Annotated in this window: 18 protein-coding genes; 3 read left to right on the top strand and 15 right to left on the bottom strand. The window is 63.4% G+C overall.

What is annotated here, in order from left to right:
* Positions 1–181 (bottom strand): hypothetical protein (locus GPA_RS19670; RefSeq protein WP_041239820.1); only part of this gene is annotated, 181 nt, incomplete at its 3' end.
* A 236-nt stretch (positions 182–417) separates the two neighbouring features.
* Between GPA_RS19670 and GPA_RS16050 the strand changes: the two genes are divergently transcribed.
* On the top strand, positions 418–2,706 hold the full coding sequence (locus GPA_RS16050) for a molybdopterin-containing oxidoreductase family protein (RefSeq protein ID WP_015540518.1): 2,289 nt from the start codon (positions 418–420) through the stop codon (positions 2,704–2,706).
* 10 nt (positions 2,707–2,716) lie between these two features.
* A complete protein-coding gene (locus tag GPA_RS16045) occupies positions 2,717–3,052 on the top strand; it encodes a hypothetical protein (RefSeq protein ID WP_015540517.1) in 336 nt (111 codons plus the stop codon).
* Between the two features lie 176 nt (positions 3,053–3,228).
* On the opposite strand, the gene GPA_RS16040 is transcribed toward GPA_RS16045, so the two are convergent.
* The 5 genes from GPA_RS16040 to GPA_RS16020 all read right to left on the bottom strand — a co-directional run bounded on the left by GPA_RS16040 (position 3,229) and on the right by GPA_RS16020 (position 10,730).
* Positions 3,229–4,458 carry an MFS transporter gene (locus GPA_RS16040; protein WP_015540516.1) on the bottom strand — a complete coding sequence of 410 codons (1,230 nt, stop codon included), beginning with the start codon at positions 4,456–4,458 and terminating at the stop codon, positions 3,229–3,231.
* Between the two features lie 102 nt (positions 4,459–4,560).
* Complete coding sequence (locus tag GPA_RS16035) at positions 4,561–4,899, bottom strand: 4Fe-4S dicluster domain-containing protein (protein WP_015540515.1); 339 nt, start codon at positions 4,897–4,899, stop codon at positions 4,561–4,563.
* Between the two features lie 11 nt (positions 4,900–4,910).
* On the bottom strand, positions 4,911–7,199 hold the full coding sequence (locus GPA_RS16030) for a molybdopterin-dependent oxidoreductase (RefSeq protein ID WP_041239819.1): 2,289 nt from the start codon (positions 7,197–7,199) through the stop codon (positions 4,911–4,913).
* Between the two features lie 44 nt (positions 7,200–7,243).
* Positions 7,244–8,050, bottom strand: a complete 807-nt coding sequence (locus GPA_RS16025) for a 4Fe-4S dicluster domain-containing protein (RefSeq protein WP_015540514.1) — start codon at positions 8,048–8,050, stop codon at positions 7,244–7,246.
* Between the two features lie 10 nt (positions 8,051–8,060).
* Complete coding sequence (locus tag GPA_RS16020; protein WP_015540513.1) at positions 8,061–10,730, bottom strand: molybdopterin-dependent oxidoreductase; 2,670 nt, start codon at positions 10,728–10,730, stop codon at positions 8,061–8,063.
* 163 nt (positions 10,731–10,893) lie between these two features.
* Between GPA_RS16020 and GPA_RS16015 the strand changes: the two genes are divergently transcribed.
* Positions 10,894–11,574 (top strand): TetR/AcrR family transcriptional regulator, encoded by a 681-nt coding sequence (locus GPA_RS16015; RefSeq protein WP_015540512.1) that lies wholly within the window; start codon positions 10,894–10,896, stop codon positions 11,572–11,574.
* A gap of 14 nt (positions 11,575–11,588) precedes the next feature.
* Here GPA_RS16015 and GPA_RS16010 read toward each other — a convergent pair whose 3' ends face one another.
* The 9 genes from GPA_RS16010 to GPA_RS15970 all read right to left on the bottom strand — a co-directional run bounded on the left by GPA_RS16010 (position 11,589) and on the right by GPA_RS15970 (position 21,837).
* Entirely contained in the window at positions 11,589–11,945 is a 357-nt protein-coding gene (locus tag GPA_RS16010; protein ID WP_015540511.1) for a 4Fe-4S dicluster domain-containing protein, read from the bottom strand.
* 208 nt (positions 11,946–12,153) lie between these two features.
* Positions 12,154–13,365, bottom strand: coding sequence for an MFS transporter (locus GPA_RS17025; protein WP_015540510.1), 1,212 nt, complete (start codon positions 13,363–13,365; stop codon positions 12,154–12,156).
* A gap of 136 nt (positions 13,366–13,501) precedes the next feature.
* A complete protein-coding gene (locus tag GPA_RS16000) occupies positions 13,502–15,139 on the bottom strand; it encodes a helix-turn-helix transcriptional regulator (RefSeq protein WP_041239817.1) in 1,638 nt (545 codons plus the stop codon).
* Between the two features lie 272 nt (positions 15,140–15,411).
* Entirely contained in the window at positions 15,412–15,612 is a 201-nt protein-coding gene (locus GPA_RS15995; protein WP_041239816.1) for a hypothetical protein, read from the bottom strand.
* A 10-nt stretch (positions 15,613–15,622) separates the two neighbouring features.
* Positions 15,623–16,057, bottom strand: coding sequence for an FKBP-type peptidyl-prolyl cis-trans isomerase (locus GPA_RS15990; protein ID WP_041239815.1), 435 nt, complete (start codon positions 16,055–16,057; stop codon positions 15,623–15,625).
* A gap of 129 nt (positions 16,058–16,186) precedes the next feature.
* Positions 16,187–16,690 carry a hypothetical protein gene (locus tag GPA_RS20530; RefSeq protein WP_015540507.1) on the bottom strand — a complete coding sequence of 168 codons (504 nt, stop codon included), beginning with the start codon at positions 16,688–16,690 and terminating at the stop codon, positions 16,187–16,189.
* 1 nt (position 16,691) lies between these two features.
* Positions 16,692–19,058 carry a molybdopterin-dependent oxidoreductase gene (locus GPA_RS15980; RefSeq protein WP_015540506.1) on the bottom strand — a complete coding sequence of 789 codons (2,367 nt, stop codon included), beginning with the start codon at positions 19,056–19,058 and terminating at the stop codon, positions 16,692–16,694.
* A 100-nt stretch (positions 19,059–19,158) separates the two neighbouring features.
* A complete protein-coding gene (locus GPA_RS15975) occupies positions 19,159–19,506 on the bottom strand; it encodes a 4Fe-4S dicluster domain-containing protein (RefSeq protein ID WP_015540505.1) in 348 nt (115 codons plus the stop codon).
* Positions 19,507–21,837: a molybdopterin-dependent oxidoreductase gene (locus GPA_RS15970; RefSeq protein ID WP_015540504.1), complete on the bottom strand. Its 2,331-nt coding sequence runs from the start codon at positions 21,835–21,837 to the stop codon at positions 19,507–19,509.
* Positions 21,838–21,894 lie beyond the last annotated feature (57 nt).

Here is a 21,894-nt window from a genome sequence, read left to right as displayed (position 1 = left end):
CGCAGCCATCATGGCAACCGGGTGCCGCCCACGCCCCCGTGCGCGTGGCTACCAGGCCGTCCTCCTCCCACTGCCAAGGCAGGTCGCCCCCGGTGTACTTGACCGGAGGCTCGCGGAAGAAGTCAGGGCGCACCTCGTTGGTCCCACCCTGCTCGACTTCCATGTCGATGCGTTTTACCATTCCTCGCTCCTCTCGATGAGCCCGTCCTGCCAAGGGCGCGCCCCCAACGCCCGAAGGCGCGAAGAGGGCTTGCCCTTCCGCTGCGCAGAATACGGGTAAAAAAGTAAGTTCTGAAGGGACGAGGGGCTGTTTCGGAGTGCTGTTTCACCGTCACGCCCCGAGTCGCAGGCTCTGGGAAACTTACTTGCCCCTCCGTACCATGGCCTGATCGTCCCCCAACAAGAGAGGAGCATGAAATGGCATTCCATTTCAAGGACAATCCCGCGCCCAAGAAAACCGTCCTCGAGGACGGTACGGAGGTCATCCGCACCTGCGCCTGGTCGCCGCCGGGCTGCCATGCGGTGGGCTGCGGCATTCGCCTGTTCGTGAAGGACGGCGAGCTGGTAAAGGTGGAGGGAGATCCCGACCACCAGCTAACACAGGGGCGGCTCTGCCCCCGCTGCCTGGCGCTCAAGGAGGCCGTGTACCACCCCGACCGTATCCGCTATCCCATGAAGCGAGCCCGCGAGGACCGAGGCCTTGACAAATGGGAGCGCATCTCGTGGGACGAGGCCACCGACCTTATCGTCTCCAAGACGGAGGACATCCGCGCCCGTTACGGCTCGGAGGCTATCTGCGTGTACATGGGCACGGGCCGCGAGGCCGTGCGCTACGGCTTCACGCTCTCGTCGAAGGTGCTGCGCACGCCCAACAACTGCTACGCCCAGTCCGGCTGGTCCTGCATGGGCCCGCGCCAAACGGCCATGACTATGATGCTGGGAAGCGCCTACATCGAGCTCGACTACGGAGGCGGGTACGTCGATGTGTGGAACGACCCCGCATTCGTGGTTCCCGACTTCGTTTTCTGCCTAGGCAAGGAGCCGCTCAAGTCGAACCCGGACGGCCTGTGGGGCCATGCCCTCATCGAGCTCATGAAGCGCGGCAGCAAGCTTATCATGGCAGACCCGCGCGTGAACTGGCTGGCCACACGAGCCGACCAGGTGCTGCAGGTGCTGCCCGGCACCGATGCGGCGCTGTGCCTGGCCATTCTCAACGTGCTGGTCGACGAGGACCTCGTGGACCACGACTTCATCGAAAAGTGGTGCTACGGCTATGACGAGCTGGTCGAGCGCGTGCAGGGGTATACACCCGAGTTCGCTGCCGCAACCTGCGGCATCTCGGCAGACGACATTCGCACGTGCGCCCGAAAGCTCGGATACGACGGCGTGCATCATTGGAGCCTGCTCATGGGCGTGGCAGTCGACCAGAACCCGAACGGCTGCCAGGTCACGCAGTGCCTCATCGCCATGGCCGCCATCACCGGCAATCTCGATGTGCCGGGCGGAACCGTGGTGGGCGTGCAGATGCAGTTCGAGATGACCGGAGCCACGGACTTCATGAGCGAAGAGCTCAAGAACAAGTGCATCGGCTGGGACGTCTATCCCATAGTCAAGGTCCTGCTGAACACCACCCATCCCGACATCACACTCGAGGCGCTGGAGACAGGCCGACCCTACGAGTTGAAGATGGCCTGGCTCGACTCGACGAACCTGCTCTCCCCCACCTGCTCGGCCCAGCCCAAGCGGTGGCACGACGCGCTTATGAGAATGGAATTCACCGTGGCCAAGGAAATGTTCATGACCCCGACGGTCATGGCCTTGGCCGATGTGGTGCTGCCCCTGGCCACCTGGGCCGAGCACGACGGCATCGTCATGACGAACCAAGGCTGCCAGATGGGCATAGCCGGAGCCATCAACAAGGGCCTGCAGGTGGGCGAGTGCAAATCCGACCTGGAAATGCTCATCCACTTCGGCAACGCTTTCTACGAGCGCGCCTATCACGAGGAGTACCCGTTCAGGACGGTGGAGGAGTACCTGGCCGACGATGTGGGCAAGATGGACACCACCTGGGAGGAGCTGTCCGAGAAGGTAGTGGCAACCAACGACATCGGCGGGTACCAGAAGCACGAACGCGGGCTCATCCGCGCCGACGGCCTGCCCGGCTTCCAGACCGCTACCGGCCGCGTGGAACTGTGGTCGACCGGCTATCAGTCGCTCGGCGACGACCCGCTGCCCTACTACTTCCCGCCCAAGCTGGGAGCCGAGGAACGTCCGGACCTGGCACGTGAGTACCCGCTCATGTGCACGACCGGGGCCCGTTACTTCGCCTCGTTCCACTCGGAGCATCGCCAGATACCCAGCTTGCGCCAGCTCACCCCCGAACCTTACCTGGAGATACATCCGGAGACGGCAGCGACCCTCGGCATCAAGTCGGGTGACGAGGTGACGATCGAGAACCCCTGGGGCAGCGCACACGAGAAAGCCAAGGTAACGCCCACCGTACGCAAGGACGTAGTGGCGGCCGCCCACGGCTGGTGGTACCCCGAGGAAGACGGCGAGGAGCCGCACCTGTTCGGGGTGTGGAAGTCTAACGTGAACAGCCTTGTCCCCCACCGCGTGCTCGGGAAAATGGGGTTCGGCGCCCCCTACAAGCAGGTGCCGGTGAAGGTGTACAAGACCCCGCACGAAGAATGCGTGCTCGGATAAGGAGGACCCCATGGGCAAGATCGGACTGATGATCGATTACGAATACTGCACCGGCTGCCAGAGCTGCGAGCTGGCCTGCAAGAACGAGCACGGCTTCCCCTTGGACAAGTGGGGCATCAAGATGGTGGAATTCGGCCCGTTCGAGATGGAGGAAGGCAAGCTCGAGTGGAACTACCTCCCCTTCCCCACCAGCTACTGCGACCTCTGCGCCGAGCGCGTGGAGTCGGGCGGCATCCCAACCTGTGCGTTGCACTGCCTCGCGAACGTCATAGAATGGGGGCCTGTGGACGAGCTCTCGAAGAAGCTCGAGGAGAAGGGCTCGAAGGCGGTGATATTCCTGCCTTGATCCGACGCACGGCACCCTAGCACGAAGAAGGCCCCTTGACGGGGCCTTCTTCGTGTCCCGCTCCGTGACGCTCGTCTAGCTTCGCAGAGGCGGGACGACCGGCACAAAGCGGGCAAGCCACCCGCCCGACCACCGAAAAAGGGCCCCGAAGGGCCCCGTCGTACCGGGCAGAACGATTACTCGTCGGTTGCAGGAGCCTCCGCCTTCATGGCGCTCGCCTTCTTAGCTACGTAGACGAGGCCCACGAGCACCAGGATGCCGACGACTATATCGAAGATCCACACGGAACTCATGATGGCGTCGGCACCCGCCACCAGGGAAACCACCTGGTCGATGGGAGAGGCCAGGAAGCCGCCGCCGTTCTGGAACACGTAGCTGAAGCCCATGACTGTGCCCACGATGGCAGGGGCGACAAAGGTGGACAACAGCATGGGGACGCCAACCGTCATGGTGTTGGTGCCGAAGCCCGCCAAGACGATGGCGACGTAGAACAGCGGAACGTTGCCCGTCACATGCGCCGCGTACCACAGCACATAGCCCACGATGCCAACCACCCAGAACGCCGGGATGGCATACGCCTTGAGGAACTTGTAGGCAGGCCCGAACAGCAGGGCCGAGGCAATGGCACCGACCGAGAACAACGAGAAGATGGTGCCGATCACGGCAGGGTTGTCCACGACTGCACCGATGGTGGCGCCGCCAAGGTTGAACAGCGACTGGCTCATGATGATGCCGCCTAGGAACAGCACGAGCAGCACCCAGCCGGAAACCGGGAGCTTGATCTTCACCTTCTCGCCCGACGCATCGGTTGCGGGCACGGCCGGAACGTTCTTCGGCGTGAGCAGGAAGATGCACAGCACGAACGGCACGAGCGAGAACAGATAGATCCCCCAGGCCAGGTTCCAAGAGATGGCACCCAGGATGCCGGCCACGTTCGTGGTGACGATCATGCCGACGTTGAACACCACGGATGCCACGCTCATCATGGTCGCGCGGACGGACTCCTTCTGGAACATGAGCGAGATCACGCCGAGCACGACCGGCATGAAGCAGCCGAGGCCTAAACCGAGTATCGCGCGCGTCACCAGGATGCCCTCCCACGGCAGCGCGGCGCCCAGGAAGGTGGGCACACCGCCCACGAACACGAGGGCCGTGGCGAGCAGAGCGCACGCGCGGTAGCTGAGCTTGCGCCCCGCCACCAGGCCGATGACGAACGCCGCCGGGATCTCGAGCAGGTTGGTGATTGACACCATATAGGAGATGGCGTTCGCATCGACCCCGTACGTGCTCATGAGGCCCGTAGAGGCTACGTTCACGGCGCTGTGCGTGGGCGCGATGAAGTACATGCACATGAGCGCGGCGAACACTCCTATCTGGCCGCTTGAGATCTTCGTTTTCTCGGACATGGTTTCCCCTTTCGATAGGTCTGCCTGCACGTTACCGTGCAGCTTGAGTGTAAGAACTAAAAAGTAAGTTTTGAACGTCCAACGAAGCCGATCAGGAAGCGATCAAGGAACGAAGATGGAGGCCATCTTGCCCTTGCCCCCCAGCTTCACGGCAAGCTCCTCCAGCGTGCCGTACTCCATGGCGCTCGCCAGGCAGTGGTGCACGCAGCTGGGCCGCTCGCCCGCCTCCACCCGATCGGCGCAGAGATCGCAGTACGACGTGGGCACGGGGACGTAGCGGTACTCCCAGTGCTTGCCGTCCATGAGCTTCCAAGGGCCCAACTCCAGCACCTTGATGCCCCACTGCCCCAGCGGCAGGTCGTGCTCGTTCTTGCACGCCACTTCGCAGGAGTGGCACCCGGTGCAGTACTCGTTGTCTATCAGAAGACCGTAGTGCGTCATGTTGCGCCTCCTTATTCAGCCCGGTAGACCTTGCAGGGCATGCTCTTGTAATGCGTGCCGAACCCGAGCGGCCCGTTCTCCTCGTGGGGAACGAGCTGGTTGACGTTCACCTCGAACACGTCGAACAGGTTCTCGGGGTCGGATTCGGGCAGCCACCAGCCGTGGTCGCAGCTCACCACGCCCTCCTTCACGATGGGCGTGAGGTGGGCAGCCAGCTTCGCCCGGCCCAGATGGTTCTCCACGTACACCCGGGCGCCCTCGGTTATGCCGAGCCTCCGCGCGGTCTCGGGATGCAGTTCCACGGTAGGCCAGGGATGGATCTCACGCAGCGTCTCTATCTGACGGTTCTCGGAGTGAAACGAGGTGAAGCGGCGGGCACCCGTCGTGAGCGTCAGCGGGTAGGCTTTCGCGAGGTCAGGTCGCGACAAGGCGCTGAACTTTGGTTCGAGGTAGTACGGCAGCGGGTTGTCGCCCAGGTTCTCGAGCACGGTCGAGTACAGCTCGATGCGGCCCGTGGGCGTGTTGAAGCCCGGCTGGCCGTCCGAGCGCAGCAGCCCCTTCTCGTACTTGCGGTACTCGATCTCGTACTGGCCGATGATCTGCTCGCTCAGTTCGCCGTACGTGGCATCCACGCCGCGCATCTTCGCCAGCTGGCCGTCGATGAAGTCCGACGGCGAGGCCCAACCGGGCTTCACGCTCGCCGGGTACAGGCGGCGGTGCAGCTCGAGCATGATCTCCAGATCGGCTCGGCATTCGCCCATCGGCTCCAGCACGGGCACGATGGCGCCCAGCTGTCCGGGCTGCGAGGCGTTGTTGTTCGACACATAGCCCTGCTTCTCGAAGAACGTTGACGCCGGAAGCACTATGTCGGCGAGGCCCATGATGGTAGGGGTCATGAACAGGTCCGCAACGGCGATGAAGTCGATATCGCGCATGGCCTCGTACCACCGCTGGGGCTGCGGCACCATGCAGGCGAGGGTGTTGTGCCCGAATGCGTAGGCGAAGCGTATCTTGCAGGGCGCACCCGTCTCCAGCGCGTCGAGCGTGGCATCGGGATGGGTCGTGTTGACGATAGCGCTCATGGCGGGGTAGCGATCGTGCCCGAGCGGCTCGACGCCCACGTTGCCGAACTTGGCAAGGCCCTCAGGCTCGCCTGCCGCTTCGGCGGCCGGCACGTTCTCGGCCATACCGGCGAAGATGGGGGGCAGGCCCATGAAGCAGCCGCCGGGCACGTCCATGTTGCCGGTTATGGCGAAGAGCGACAGCAGCGCATGGCCGATCTGGAGGGTGTTGGGGTTTTGGTCGACCGCGAGCCCCATGGAAAGCGACGAGGGGCTTTGGGCCACGCAGCGGGCCGCCGCCCTGATGTCGGCGGCATCCACCTCCGTGATCTCGGCGACCCGCTCGACCGGGTACGCGCGCACCCGGTCGGCAAGCTGCTCGAACCCGTAGCACCAGCGCTCGACGAAGTCGTGGTCGTAGAGGTCCTCGCCTATGACCACGTTCAGAAGCCCCAGCGCAAGCGCGCCATCGGTGCCGGGCCGCAGCTGCAGGTGCACCTCGGCGCGCGTGGCAAGCCAGTTCACCCGCGGATCGGCCACCACGAGACGCGCGCCGCGCTTCATCATCTCCACGAGCGAGTGGCCGAACAGGCCGTCGGGGTTCGAGCGCAGCGGGTCGCGGCCCCATACCAGCACGTACTTCGGGCATTCCCAGCGAGGGTCGTCGTAGCGCTCGGGGAGTCCGACGGCGTTGTCGGCCTCGATATAGGAGCTTCCCATGGTCCAGAGCATGGCGGCCATGCGCGGGACGATGCACGACCAGCCGCTGTTGGGATGCACGGCGTTGACCGTGCCGAACACGTCGTTGGCCATCTGGAAGTGTATCTGGCTCGCCTCTCGGCCCGTTCCGCACCACACGCTCACGGCGTCGATGCCGTGCTCGTCGACGGTCCTGCGATATGCCTCCACGATGGTCTCGAGTGCTTCGTCCCAGCTTATGCGCTCCCAGACGTCGCGGCCCCGGTCCTCGCGGGCACGCTTGAGCGGATGGAGGAGCCGGTCCTTGTGGTAGTAGTATTCCTTAGCCGTCAGGCAGCGCACGCACAGCCGGCCCTTGCTGATGGGGTTCTCCTCGTCGCCCTCCACCTTGACCAGCCTGCCGTCCCTCACGTGCACTTTGAGGCCGCAGCCCAGGTTATGGCAACCGATGCCGGCCGAGCACGTTCGGTACACCCGCGTGCCGTCCCCGAGCTCCGTGCACGCCGGCGAGGCGTGCTCGTTGAAATGCAATGTTGGCATGATATCCTCCTCGTCCCTTCGTTATTCCCCTGCCTCTCACCCTCTTAAGCGCGTACGAGCGCGAAATCGCCCAGATTCAGGCTCTTCTTCAGCTCGATGCCCCTCCTTTCAACCGGCCGGTATCCGTCTGCCTCCACGGCAACGTCGTAGACGCCCTCGTCGAGCTTGCGAAAGTAAAAGTCACCAAAATCATCGGTGACGGTCTTACGCACGGTGCCGTCGAGCATTGCAAGCGTCACGCGGGCACCCTCCACGATCTCGTCGCAGGCTGGATCCCACACATCGCCGGCAAGGAACAGATAGGGCCGGTTGAGGTAGAAGACCCGCGGCCTGCACCCCTCTTCGAGCAGATAGGTTTCCGCATGGAGTAACTCGTCGGCGAACTCCTCCTCGTCACCGAAGCGCAACGCGCCCGTGGCGCACAAATCGACGCAGTGCGGCAGTTTTCCCTCATCAACCAGGTGGGCGCAGCCCGTGCATTTCTGCGGTACATCGAGCTCCTCGTTATAGAACACGGCCCCGTACGGGCAGGCATCCACCAACTCCCGACGGCCCACAGCGCGTTCGGGATCGATGATGACAAGACCGTCGTCGCGTACGTCCACGGCGTCCGGAGCCACCCGCCCGCACTTCGGATCCTCGCAGTGCATGCAGGGCCAGGGCGTGTACTCCACCCGTACCTTGGGCACCTGTCCGTGCTCTTCCTGCTTCACTCGCATCCAGAAGTGTCCGGTCTCCGGTTGCGGTTTCGCGTACGGCGGCCAATCGTTCCCGCAGTGTTCGTCCTTGCAGGCTATCTGGCAGTTGTAGCAGCCGCTGCACTTGGCCACGTCTATCACGAATACCTTCATCCTCACTCCTTCAGTCAAGGTCGAACCAAGCATCCTGCAGGACACCGTAGTCCGGATCGTAGGGTCTCCCGAACGCCTCGGGATACCGCGCAGCCAGCTCGAACACATCCACCTTCTCAACGCCGACCAGATAACCCGAGGTCACCTCGCCCGCACAGTTCTTTGACGCAACCGCCTTCGGGGCTATCAGGTTGTTCGTGCCGCCTCGATCGCTCTCGCCCACCACGATAGGGTCTATGCGCGCCCCATGATCTTGGAGAACAGCGTGGCGCATGACGCGCTCACTCACGTAGGCGCCTCCCAAAGTCCAGCCGCGCTCGTTGTAAACCCGCACGATGTCTCCGTGTCCGATACCCAGCTCAGCCGCGTCGGCAGGATTGATCCACAGAGGCTCGTAGCGGTATCCGTCCGGCCCCATCACCTTGCAGGTCTCGATCTCCCGCAACCAGGCGCAGTCGTCCATCTGGGAATGCAGGCGCCAGTGCGGATGATTGGACACGAGCAGGAAGGGATAGCGCTGTGCCCGAGGCGTGCTCAAACGCTCGTCGGGATGGGTCTCGCCCTTCTCAATCCAATGCGGGTAAGGGGGACGCTCGCCATCGTCTGGGAAATGCTTGGCAAGGCGCGGAGAGTAGTACTCTATCTTGCCCGAGGGCGTGGATAGCGGGTAGCGCTCGGGATCCTCGTAGAAGCGCTGGAACCCCGCCTTGTCGCCCTCCCAATCTTTGGCGGTGGGCACGACATAACATCCCCGCTCCAAGAACTCTTCGAACGACAGGCGATCCTGGATACCCGACCCTACGAAGCCGCGCCTGATCTTATCCTCGACGGTCTCGCCTCCCGTCACCGCCTCGTACAGTCCCAGCTTCCGCGCCACCTCGAGCGTGCTCTCGTAGTCCGATTTCGATTCACCCAAGGGCTCGATCGAACGATCCTCGACCATCAGCACATTGTAGTTGCCCGACGAGATGTCGCAGTTGATGTCGCGCTCCTCGAACTTCGTGTTGATGGGTAGGATGAGGTCGGCCAGCAGGCAGTCGTCCTCCATCCAGATGTGCTGGGCCACCACGAACTCGATGTGCTCCGAGCGGATGGCATCCATAAACGCGAAGCCGCCGTTCCACGAGCTCGTCCATTTGGGAGCGTCGGTCCATACCATATGTATGCGTTCGCTGCCCTCCACGGGATACCGGTACTCCGTGAACTGGTCCTCGGTGGGTAGGCCGGCGCAGGTCACACCGTACCAGGTAAGCGGACGCTCGTGGTCGAAGTCGCCTGCGAGCGCCTCGGGGACCAGCGTCTCGGGGACGAACGATTCGCGCTGGTCGGCGGCATAGGGCCACAGGATGTCGTTCAGCGTAGGGATGACCTCCGAGCGCGGGGCGGGCATCTGGCTCGCCAAGCCGAACAGCTGCCATTCCATCATTTTGACCTGGTTGCGCCCCGGCGCACCAAGTGCCTGCATGCCGAGCAAGGCTACCTCGAGGCGGGCCGGCTCGTGGCTATAGGCCGAGCGGATCATCGAGCCGCCGTTGCAATGGGCTATGGACACGTTGCGCTTTGCCCAGTGCCGCGCGAGCACCTTGATGGTGCGCGAGGGAACGCCGCATACATCCTCGGCCCACTTCGGGGTTTTCGGGATGCCGTCGTCACCGCCTTTCACATGGTAGACGAACCAATCGAACCCGATGGCGTGCGTCTCAAGGTACTGCTCGTCGTAGAGGCCCTCGTCTATCCAAACGTAGGCTATGGCGAGCTGCAGAGCCGAATCGGTATTGGGCAGCACAGGAATCCATTTGTCGGCGTGGACGACAGCGCCGTAATTCGCATCGGGGCAGATATAGATCTGCTTGACACCGATGTCGGTAAGAAAGAAGCAGTAGCGACTCGGAAAGCACCCGCCCCAGCCCCAAGGCGTGGTCTCCACATCGCAGCCCCAGAACAGCACCGACTCTGCATGGTTCGCCACATCTTTGAACAGGTTGTACTGGTCGCCCTCGCCCACCGGGTCCTGGCCCCACATGTGCTTGGCGCCCCAGTACCAGCCTTCCCAAGAATCGGGGTTGCGCGCCTGCATGGTGTAGCCGCCTCCCTTGGCGCGGCCGGTTCGGACGGCCCCCTCACCGTCACCGTGCATCCAGAAGTCGTTCGCCAGCTCGACTCCGGTCTCCTTGAGTGCTATCTGGTCGAGCAGGTAGCCCTCGGTACCGCGGGGACCGTGGATGGTCTTGATCAGATGGTGCCCGTCCGACTGCACGAGGATAGAGTTCAGGCCATACGATTCCTTAATGCGCAGCACCTCGGCCGCGACGATATCGGTCGCCTCGTCCCAGCTGATCCGTTCGTACTTGCTCTTGCCCCGGTTTTGCGGGTTGCGCTCGCCCTGCGGATCCCAGTCCACGCGCTTCATGGGATAGAGGATGCGGTTCGGCGAGTAAACGCGCTGCTTGTACGCCAAGGCGAAAGGCGAGAGTTCCGTCTTCTCCTTGGCTTTGAACTCTCGGCCACGGGCCTTGATGCTCCATGGGTTCAGTCCGTCCTCGCTTTGATGCGCCACGTAGCTGAACGGACGCGTGCGCAGGATGCGTCCATCACGCACGTCGATCTCCGCCGTATCCGACGCCGTGCAAGGCCCGCAGAACCCCATCGTCTTGAACGTTGTCTTAATGTCGTTTGGCATATGCTTCTCCTTGATTGCGTCCGCTGTTGGAGCCTAGCAAGAAAAAAGTAAGTTTTCGCGCCCGACGCGTCATGCTTTCCCGGCGACAGGCGGGTCCGCTTGGCAGAATCGGCAAGGGCCTATAGAATGGGCCTACACGGGCGTCCGGGGAAACGGGGTGGGCATGTCGAGCCGCAAAGAGAACAAAATGGCGATGGAGCAGCGTCTCTACGATGCCGCCATCGAGCTGTTCTGCGAGCTCGGATACCAGAAGACCACGCTGAACGACATCGCAGCCGAGGCCGAGGTGTCCACGCGCACGCTCTACAAGTACTTCCCCACCAAGGAGTCCATCCTAAGGAAGTTCGGGAAGGAGAACATCCTGGCCTTGAAAGCCTTCTCTGGCAAGCTCCCACACGACATGCCCTTGCAGGACAAGGTGATCGAAACCATGGTGCAGGATTTCAAGTTGATGTTCGGGCTGTTCGATGTCAGCTACATCCTGCATTCCGCGCGCGATGAGAGCGGCATGTTCGCGCGGTTCGAGCTGGAGAACATCCTTGCGAGCGAATCCATCTACTGCAATCTCTTCAAACAGGAGCAGTTGAAGGAGGGTATGGAACCCAACGAGATGGTGGCCTTGTGCGCCTCCATCGTCATGGGGCTCTACCGCCATTGCAACGACCTCTACCGCTTCAGGAAGAAGGGGACGTTCGACGAGAAAGACCTGCGCGCGTTCTACCGCACGCACATCGATGCCGTTTGGGGCTCCCTATACCGATCGCTGCTCTCGGTACCCGCAAGGAACGCCCCCCTGCTGAACATCGACAAGCACCTGTTCGGCTCCCTGGAGCCGAACAGGTAGCCAAGCAGGCATCGCTAGCGCCTGTCAGAGCTCTTCGGCGAGAACAGCAGCATCTTCGACTTGCCCTTGAACAAGGCGGCCAACTCGTCCACCGTGCCGTACGTGATGGCACCGTACCGGCAACGGCGCGCACAGGCCGGACGGCTTCCCCGATCCGTGCGCTCCTCGCACAGGTCGCACCAATCGGTGGGTATGGGCACGAAGTCGTACTGCCATGAGCCGTCACGCGTCTTCCAAGGGCCTAGTTTCGTCACCTTGATCCCCAGCGCCTCGGGACCGCTCCCATGGGCCGCAAGACACGCCGTCTCGCATTCTGAACAGCCGAGGCAGTATTCGTAATCGATCAGAAGAGCCTTCTCCACGCCCATCATGCAACCCCCTTTGCATCGCAGCGTCCCCGTGCCCTCACTTCTTCCGAATGCCCCCGACAGGCAGCCTCGTTCCCGGCGGCGGCGGTTGCTCAGCACCGCATAACGGGCAGCGCCTCGCAAATGGCTCGGGCAGCTTCTCACGGCAGGCCACGCAGCGTCCCATGCGATCGGCGCACTTGCCGCAATGGATGCACGGACAGCACATGGCCTACTCCGTCACGTCGCCATAAGGGTACGCCGCCTGTCGGCGCGTGGCGACCAGATACACGAGGACGATAACGAACAGCACGGCAAACATGGCTGCCATCAGCTCGAACAGCGCGGCAGTGCTACCGCCCGCTATCCCCTCGGCAAGGGATACGTAAACCGACGAGCACGCCTGCCCGGCGAACATGGCCATGGACAGCAGCGACAGCGCATAGGTCCGGCGATACGGGTGCACGAGCCCCGAGAGGGCAGTCTGCAGGTACGGGATGATGGTTCCGAGGTACACGCCGTAGACGATGGCGCCGGCGAACACGCCAACGGGCGATGTGGCGAAGGCGAGCAAGGTGAACGACAGCGCGATCGCCGCCATGGGAACCAGCACGGTGGAACGTCGCAGATGCTTGAACAGCTGGGCGAAAGCCAACGAGACGACGAGGGCCGTGAGCGTGGTTGAAGACGAGGCCAAGCCCGCCATGACCGAGTCGCCGATACCCGCCTCCTGGATGAAGATGGCCATCTTCAGAAGGTACACCATGCCTATCGTCATCGACACGAACATGAGAAGGATGCCCGCCCATGCACGGGCACCGATCTTCTTCTGCTGCGGAGAGAGCTCGCTCGCCTTACGGGAGAACTCCAGATCCTTCTCGGGCGGCACTTTGGGCAGAAACACCAGCTGCATGATGAGAACGAAGACGAAGAAGATGTTCACGAAGAACGGTACATGCCATCCGATGACCGCGAGCGTGCCCGATAGCGTCGAGAACACCATGGCGATGACCGACCCCACGGCATTCGCAGCGCCCATCATGCCGACGCGTTCCTGGCCCGCGAAGAAATGCGATATGAGCGTGGGCACGATAGGATACACCAAGCCGCAGCCTAACCCGAAGAACACGCGTGTGGCCAGCAGGAACTCGAAGTTTGGAGCGAAGGCGCCGCCTATACCGCCGATGATGAACAGTATCTGGCCGATGGTGAGGATGGTCTTTCGGCTGATATGGTACGACAGCTTGGCGGCAATGAGCGAGGCCGGAATGATGCACAGGGGCGGCAGCGCCACCAGCAAGTTCACGTTCTCGCCAGGGAAAGCGAGCGCGATGACCGCCAGGATAGGCGTCATCTCCGAGCCAAGCGCGTTGCTGTCGCAAGCGCACAGCAAGAGCGTCGCCTTCGTGCCGAGCTTCGACCGATGTTGCGTTTTCGAATCCATGCGCCCCCCCTTATGTCCCTGATGCGGGTCCCTCGTGCCCCGCATCCCACGTGAGGAAGGTTAGTGCCGTCGAAACGGCCGGCCAAGGCACGCAAAACCTGACGCAGGGAAATCAGACTCTGGGTACTAAGCGTAGTCAGTGCACGTCAAGGACAGTTTGCGGACCTTCCGGCACGCCCTCGGACTCCACGATGTCCAGCAGTTCCTGCTGGGAGTGGACGCCCAGCTTGTTGTAGATGTTGTAGATATGGCTCTTGGCGGTGTGGGCTGATATGGTGAACTTCTCGGCAATATAACCGGCGTTGCGCCCCTGCGCCAGGCAGTACAGAACCTCCGCTTGGCGCGGCGTCAAATCGTATCGACCGGCGACGATCCTCGTGCTCAGCTCGAGCGCCCTTCCCGCCCCCGCCTCGAGGGCGATGCTGCGTGCCGACCGCTCAGCCTCGAGCCTCACCTCCCTCACGTAGGAAAGAGGACCGGGATGGAACACGGCGAAGCTCGTCGCAACCACCAGGAGCACCACCAAAGCGAAGCAGATGAACATGCGCCCGAGCGGATCACCCGGAAAGGCGAAGCGCATAACCGTGCCCACGATCCAGCCGAGCGTGCAGCCCAAGCCGTTCAACGTTCGCCCGACCGCAAACGTCTTCACGTAGTTCTCGTCGAACAACCGGAAGCTCTTCGAGACGCTGGCGATGTCCACGATATCGTGGCACGCCAAGAGCGCGAACATGGCGAATAGGCACGCTAGCTGGCCGACGTAGCTTGCGAACGAGAACACGAAGATGCAGACGAGCATGATGGGGAGGAACACCTCGGTCAGGATGAGCGCGATATCCCTCGATTTGCGCACGAGGAAGAGCACCGTGAAAACCGCGGCAAGCGCGTTGGCGGCGGCTATGACGTACACTGCATAGGGATAGTAAGCATGCACGGTAGCGCTCGATCCCACGAAGCCAATGCCCACGCTGTAAGCGAACGCCAACAAGACCGTGCGCATGAAGGAGAACCGATCGGTCCCGTCCGCTTCATTTCCGTCAGCCGGGCCGCTCGGCTCAGGAGGCGCTTCGTCAAGGCCCGCACAGGCGATGGGATCCTCTCTCCCCGATAGAGTGAAACCCGCACCGTCCTCGTCGGATGGCGCGAAGGTGACGGAAGGCGACAGGACAAGCCACGCGAGCAGCACCGACACGACCGGCAGCGACGACACGATCAGTGCAGCCACGCCCGTCGACAAGAACGACATCGTAAGGAGCAGGAGCGACCCTCCGAGAAATGCGCCCGAAGCCGAGAAGATGATCTGCTTGCGATTGAGGATGACGAGCTTTTTCGACCAGACGAGCAGCAGGGCCGAGCTGCCCACGCCGCTTGCGCACCAAAGCAGGGCAGGCAACGCGAGGTCGCCTGCAGGCGGCAGAACCGCAACAGCGCAGCCGAAAGGGCAGCACAGAAGCGACGTCAAGCGCAGCAGCAGCTCGCCTCTCCGTGACGCAAAGAACCGCGCGAACAACCCGAACGCCACGTAGGCGACGAACATGGCGACCGTCATCACCGTGCGGATCGCATGGGCCTCGAAATCGCCCACCGCAGCGGATGGAAGCAGAACCGGGCTCCAGAACAGGCAGAATATCCAACCGAAGTAGAACGCGAGCCCGAGCACGCAGAGCAGCGGTATCCTTAGCGTGAACTCCCTCGATGCCTCATGCTCGTCGTCCCACTGAAGGAACCTCATATCGATGGAAATATCGGACTGTCCGGCTTGCTCATGATGCATGAAAGTCTTCCCCCCTGGCCGACTTCGCCTACGGCACGGCCAGTGTAGCATAGGGCTCGATGACCGATTCCAGCGCCTCTTCCGTCGTTTTCGGCAATTTGGCACCGGCTTTTCGTGACTTTCACAAGAGCCTGGAAGCAATTCTCGCAGAGACCGGAACGGCGGCGGCAAAGCATCGTAGCGCACCATCCTCTGCGCGATCAAGTCAGGTTCGCAGAAGACCCTCCCCCAAGCCCTCTCTCAGCGAAGCCAGGCGCTTGCATGGGGGGCTTTCAGTTCCGACCTTCGGAGTCAGCCTCCGCCTTGGTTCCCACCGGGGCGAAGGCGGAGGCGCCGCAGTCGCGGCAGATGCCGGTGGCGGGGTCGACGTCGCCGCCGCAGGCAAGGCAGGGTATGGTCGGGGGCGGAGTGTAGAGCGGGCTGTCCGGGTCGAACTTGCCGCAGCGGCCGCACATCGTACAGGGGTAGCACATGGAGCGCCGCCTATTCCAAACCCACGAGCTCGACCCAGTATTCAAGCGTTTTGCCCGCGTATGGATGGTTGAGGTCGATCTTCACGGCGTCCTCGGTCGCATCGACGATCGAGGCCGGCTTGGCCGCAAGGCCGTCGGCGCTTTGCCACATGACCATCGAGCCCTCCTTTAGGTCGTAACCATGGTCGAGCACCGAGCGCGGGTACCATTGCACGAGCTTCGGATCCGCCGCACCGTAGCCCTCCTCCGGAGGAATCACGAGCGTGCAGCTCTCGCCCACTTCCAGCATGAGCAATGCCCGCTCGACCCCCTTCGGAACCCGGTGCCCGCCGATGCGCACGGCGAGCGGCTCCCCGTCGGATCGGTCGTCGCAAGGGCGATCCCCTCGCACGCCGCCCCGGTAGCGGATGTAAGCCGTCCTGCCCAAACGATCAGTATCCTCCATGGTATCCCGCCTTTCTCATGCGTTGCCCCGTCAGCACCCCCTCCTCATGCAGCAAGGGCCGGCACAGCCCAGCCCGTGGCCGCCGGCCCGGAGGAACCCGGGCCGGCGGCGGGGATGCTTCGCCCTGACCTACAAGATATCCTCGATCACATCCGACTCGTCTATCTCGCCCACCTTGGCATCGTGGCGGTGTGCGCCGAACGCGGCCACGCCGGTGGCCTTCACCTCCACATGCGCCGCCTGGTGCGCATCGCCCTTGTCCACGTGCACGAACTCCCCGCGCGCCTCACGCGGGAGGTACTGCGGCACGATCAGCAGCTGCTTGGGCTTGTCGGCCAACCGTTTCGCCAGCTCCTCCACCTCGCCGTAGCACATAACATTAGCCAGGCAGTGGTACACGCAGATCGGCTCGCGGCCTCGCTCCGTGCGGTCGGCGCACAGGTCGCACAGATCGGTGGGCAGCGGGAAGTAGTTGAAGTTCCAGTTGTCCTCGTCAATGGCCCACGGCCCGTCCGCATGGACCGCGATGCCGGTCTTTCCCACCGGGTAGCCGTGCTCCTCTTTGCACGACACTTGGCACGAGCCGCAGTTCGTGCAGTACTCGTAGTCGATCAGAAGTCCGTACGTTGCCATATCACACCAGCTTTCCGAATTTTTCCCAGACGACGGCCATATCGGTGTCGTAGCTCTCAGAGACGGGCTCGATGTTGCATATCAGGCACTTGTTGGGCGCGCCGAATCCCAGCTTGCCCATATGCCCGTTGGGAAGCAGGTTGTTGATGTTGCAGCGGAAGTTGCCGTACAGGTTGGGCTCGCTGCCGTCCTCTTCGGGGAACCACCAGCCATGCTGCGCGTGCACGGTCTTCTCGTCGACGATCTCGGACACCCGCGCCTTCATGAAGCACTCGCCGAACATGTTCCACATGCGCACCCATTGCCCGTCGCTCACGCCGTAGCGCTGGGCTGTCACCGGGTTGATCTCCATGATGGGGTCGGGGTTCAACTCGCGCAGATAGGGGATCTGGCGATGCTCGGAATGGAAGAAGGCCGTGGTGCGGGCACCCGTCGTCAGGACGAGCGGGTACTCCTCGGCCAGCTCGGGCTTACTCACCGGGCTGAACTCCGGTTCGATGTAGAACGGCAGCGGGTCCTCGCCGAACTGGTTGTACGCGGTCGACCACAGCTCCACGCGCCCGGTGGGTGTGGCGAAGCCGGGCTGGCCGTCGGGACGCAGCAACCCCTTCTCGTACTTGTAGTAGTCGATGGGCACCTGCGCCACCACGCACTGCGATACGCGGTCGAAGTACTCCCCGTGCTCTTCGACGCCCAAGCGGAACGCCTCCACCAGCTCGTGCTCGTTCGCCCACTTCTCGAAGCGCTCGGGATGCAGGTACTTGCCCAGACGGTACGCCAGTTCCATGTCGGAGGGCAGGTTGCCGCAGTCGATGGCCTTGTGCATGAACCCGGCCGTGACCGTGCAGGGCGCATAGTGCGTGAACACCGTGCCCTCGCGCTCGGCCACCGTGGCGATAGGCAGGAACAGGTCGCAGGTCGCCTGGATCGACGCGTTCATGAACGTGTCGATGCCGATGCAGAACTCCAGCGACCGCAGCAGCGCGGCGCGCCAGCGCTTCGGCTCCATGGAGCAGTTCGTCAGCGCGTTGTCGCCCATGTAGAAGCCCATGCGGATAGGATACGGCTCGTCGGTCTCGAGCGTCTCGAGCATGCGGTCAACCTGCGAGTTCAAGATCATGTTGCAGTAGGCCGGGTACTCGGCCATTCCGATCATCTTCTGGAACAGCTCGTCGGGTATGCACTCCTTGTACCCGAAGCCCAGCTCGTTGTGGCCCGCATCCGAACCGGGCAGCAGCTGGCCGCCGGGGCGGTCCAGGTTGCCGGTGATGGCCTGCAACGAGATGATGCACTGGCTGTTCTGCATGCCGTCGGTCTTCTGGTCGACGGCAAGGCCCCATAGGATGGCGGCCGGCTTGGCCGTGGCGTACATGCGGGCGGCGGCGTAGATCTTCTCCACCGGCACCTGGCAGATCTCGGCGGCCTTCTCGGGCGGCATCGTGCGCACGCGCTCGGCCAGCTGGTCGAAGCCGTAGCACCAGTACTCTACGAAGTCGTGGTCGTAGAGGTCCTCCTCGATGATGATGTCCAGCATGGCCATGGCGAGCGCGGTGTCGGTGCCGCTGCGCAGCTGCAGGAGGATGTCGGCGCGGGCGGACAGCCAGTTCACGCGCGGGTCGATCTGGATGATGCGCATGCCGCGACGCATGGCGTCGACCACCGCATGGCCGAAGAAGCCGTCGGGGTTCGACTCGAGCGGCGCCTTGCCCCATATGACCAGGCATTCCGTTAGCTCGTAGCGCTCGTCGTCCCAGCGCCCGGGCAGCGCGCCGGAATAATCCCATTCGGCGTACGTCGTTCCCGTGATGTAGGCCGCCGCTGCCAAGCGCGGGGTGTAGCAGGCGTAGCCCGACTGCATGTAGCAGTAGTTCGGGGTGCCGAACACCATGGTGGGGTACAGCGACATCGTGCCGCCCTCGCGACCGGTGCCCGACATGCCGATGATGGATTCGGGACCGTACTCGGCGCAGATGCGCTCGTAGTTCTCCTTCACGATGCCGAAGGCCTCGTCCCACGAGCACTCTTCCCAGGCATCGGCCTTGCCGCGGTCGGCGCGGTCGCGCTTGAGCGGCACGAGGATGCGCGCCGGATTGTACACGTAGTCCTTCAGCGCGATGCACCGCGGGCACAAACGTCCCTGCGTGACCGGATGGTTCTCGTCTCCCTCGACCTTGACCAAGCGGCCCTCGTCGTTCACATAAAGCTTGAGGCCGCATCCCACGGGATGGCACCCGGGGGGCGACCACGGGCAGGTGCGCGTCACGGTGAGCCCGTCTTCCTCGTAGCGCCAGGGCTTGCCCAGGTCGTTCACGTCCGCGAGCGTTTCGAGCCTCACCGCTTCGGCGGCCTTGTAGTCTTCTTCCCGCATCTCACTCTCCTTCTCGTTTGCCTTGCTGCCTTTGCCGGCCTGCAGGACGGGGGACGGCCCAAGCCGTGCCCCGCCGCCTTCCGCAGGCTGCGCGCAAGCCCTAGTACCGGTAGGGCTTCGGGGCGAACAGCACCTGGTTGGGCTTCTCCGCAAGCTCCCGCGCCAGCTCCTCCACCGGCCCGTACTGCATGACGCCGGCCAGGCAGTGGTGCACGCAGCTGGGCTGCTTGCCCTTGGCCGTGCGTTCGGCGCACAGGTCGCACAGGCGGGTGGGAACGGGGATCTTGTTCCAGTTGAACTTCCCGTCCGAGCACTCCCACGGGCCGTCGTCGAGCAGGTGGATGCCCCACTGCCCCACGGGGATGCGGTGCTCTTCCTTGCAGGCGACCTCGCACGACTGGCATCCCGTGCAGAACTCGTAGTCGATCAGCAAACCGTAGGCGCCCATTTATTTCACCAACTTCCCGAATCGATCCCACACCTCTTGCAGGTCGGTGTCGTAGTTCCTCTCTGCCGGCTTCACGCTGCACAGCAGGCACTTGAACGGCGAGCCGAAACCCAGCTTGCCAATGTACTTGTGCGGCACGAGCTCGTTGATGTTAGAGCGCCACACCTCGTAGAGGCTCGGCTCCTCGCCGTCCTTCTCGGGAAACCAGAAGCCATGCTGGGCATGCACCACGCCGGGCTTCACGATCTGCGAAACCTTGGCCTTGAGCACGCACTTCCCGAAGGGGTTCTCCACCTCGACCCACTGACCGTCGGCCACGCCGAAGCGCAGGGCGTCGTCGGGGTTGATCTCGATGAGGGGATCCGGGTTCATCTCGCGCAGGTAGGGAATCTGCTTGCCCTCGGAGTGGAAGTAGCAGTACGTGCGCGCACCGGTGGTCAGCACGAGCGGGAATTGCTCGGCGAGCTTGGGCGTGGACACGGGACTTAGCTGGGGCTCCTCGTAATAGGGCAGCGGGTCCTCGCCGAACTGGCGGAACATCGTCGAGTACAGCTCCACGCGGCCCGTCGGCGTGTTGAAGCCCGGCTTGCCGTCGGGGCGCAGCTTGCCCGACTCGTACTTGCGGTAGGACAGCGTCTCCACTTTCTGGTGCACCACTTCCTCGCGCAGCTCCGCGAACGTCTGCTTGTTGTTCAGGCGGTAGTACTCGAGGAAGTCGTAGTAGTCTTCGAAGCGCTCGTAGTTCTCGGGCATGCAGCGCTTGCCGATCTCGTACATGATCTCGCAGTCGCCCTTGCCCTCGCCCACCGTGATCGACTTGTTCACGGCACCGGCCATGATGGGCGACGCGCCGTAGTGCGTGTACACCACGGTGTCGTGCTCGACCGTGGTCGAAAGCGGAAGGAACAGCTCGCAGCACGCCTGGATGGTGGGCGTCATCCACACGTCGATGCCGAAGCACCACTCCAGGTTCTTCACCATGGCGTCGTGCCAGCGCTTGGGCTGCGCGGCGCAGGTGCCGGCGAGGAAGTTCGTGTCCTCGAAGCCGCCCATCTTGAACGCGTACGGCTCGCCTGTCTCCAGCGCATCGAGCACCATGTCGCATTGGGCGTTCAGCACGAGCCCCACGTAGGCCGGGTACTCCTTGATGCCCATGATCTTGCCCTGCAGCTCCGGGCCCAGGTTGTTCCAGCCGAAGCCGAGCTCCAGCCCGTCGTTCACATCGCCGATGAGCTGCCCGCCCGGCACGTCGATGTTGCCGGTGATAGCCTCGAGCGCCAACACGCAGTGGCCGGCCTGCACGCCGTTGGACTTCTGGTCGATGGCCAGGCCCCAGGCGATCTGCGCGGGCTTCGACGTGGCGTACACGCGCGCCGCCTCGCGGATGAGGTCGGCATCGATGCCGCAGATCCCGGCGGCCTTCTCCACCGGCATGTCCCGCACGCGCTCGGCCAGCTGGTCGAAGCCGTAGCACCACTTGTCCACGAAGTCGTGGTCGTAGAGGTCCTCGGAGATGATGACGTTCAGCATGGCCATGCCGAGCGCGGCATCGGTGCCGGGACGTAGGCGCAGGTGCCAATCGGCGCGCGTGGCCACCCAGTTCACACGCGGATCGATGCTCATGAGCTTCGCGCCGCGGCGCATCATGTCAATGGCCGCATGGCCGAACAGGCCGTCGCCGTTGGACGGCAGCGGCTCCTTGCCCCAGAACACGATGAGCTCCGGCAACGTGAACGCCGGATCGTCGTAGCGGCCGGGCAGTCCGCCGGCGTAGTCCATCTCGGGGTAGGTCGCGCCCAGCACGTAGGTGGTGCCGGCCACGCGCGGAATGTAGCACGAGTAGCCCGATTGCGTGTAGCATGCGTTCGGCGTGCCGAGCGCCGAATGAGCGTATGCCGGCAGCATGGGGCCGCCCTCGCGGCCAGTGCCGCCCATGAGCAGGATGGACTCGGCGCCATAGGTCTCCTTGTAGTAAGCAACCTTCTCCGCAATCAGGTCGAATGCCTCGTCCCACGAGATGCGCTCCCATTTGTCCTTGCCGCGGTCCTCGCGGGCGCGCTTCATCGGGTAGCGCATGCGGTCGGGGTTGTACACGTAGTCGGGGATCGTCAGGCACCGTACGCACAGGCGTCCGTTCGTGATCGGATGGTTCTCGTCGCCTTCCACCTTCACCAGCTCGCCCGCATCGTTCACGTAGGTTTTGATGCCGCAGCCGGTAGGATGGCAGCCCGGTGGCGACCAGGCACAGCCGCGTATGACGGTGAGGCCGTCCTCCTCGTAGCGCCACGGCTTGCCGAGGTCGGACGTTCCCTGGCCTTTGAAAATCTTCATGCCCTCTCCTCTTCTCGTCTTTGCATGTCGGCCGTCGGCCGACGCTCCGGCCTACGG

The organism is Gordonibacter pamelaeae 7-10-1-b (assembly GCF_000210055.1).
Lineage (GTDB): Bacteria > Actinomycetota > Coriobacteriia > Coriobacteriales > Eggerthellaceae > Gordonibacter > Gordonibacter pamelaeae.
The sequence above is the reverse complement of the archived record's forward strand: the minus strand, read 5'-3'. Positions and strand labels throughout refer to the sequence as shown.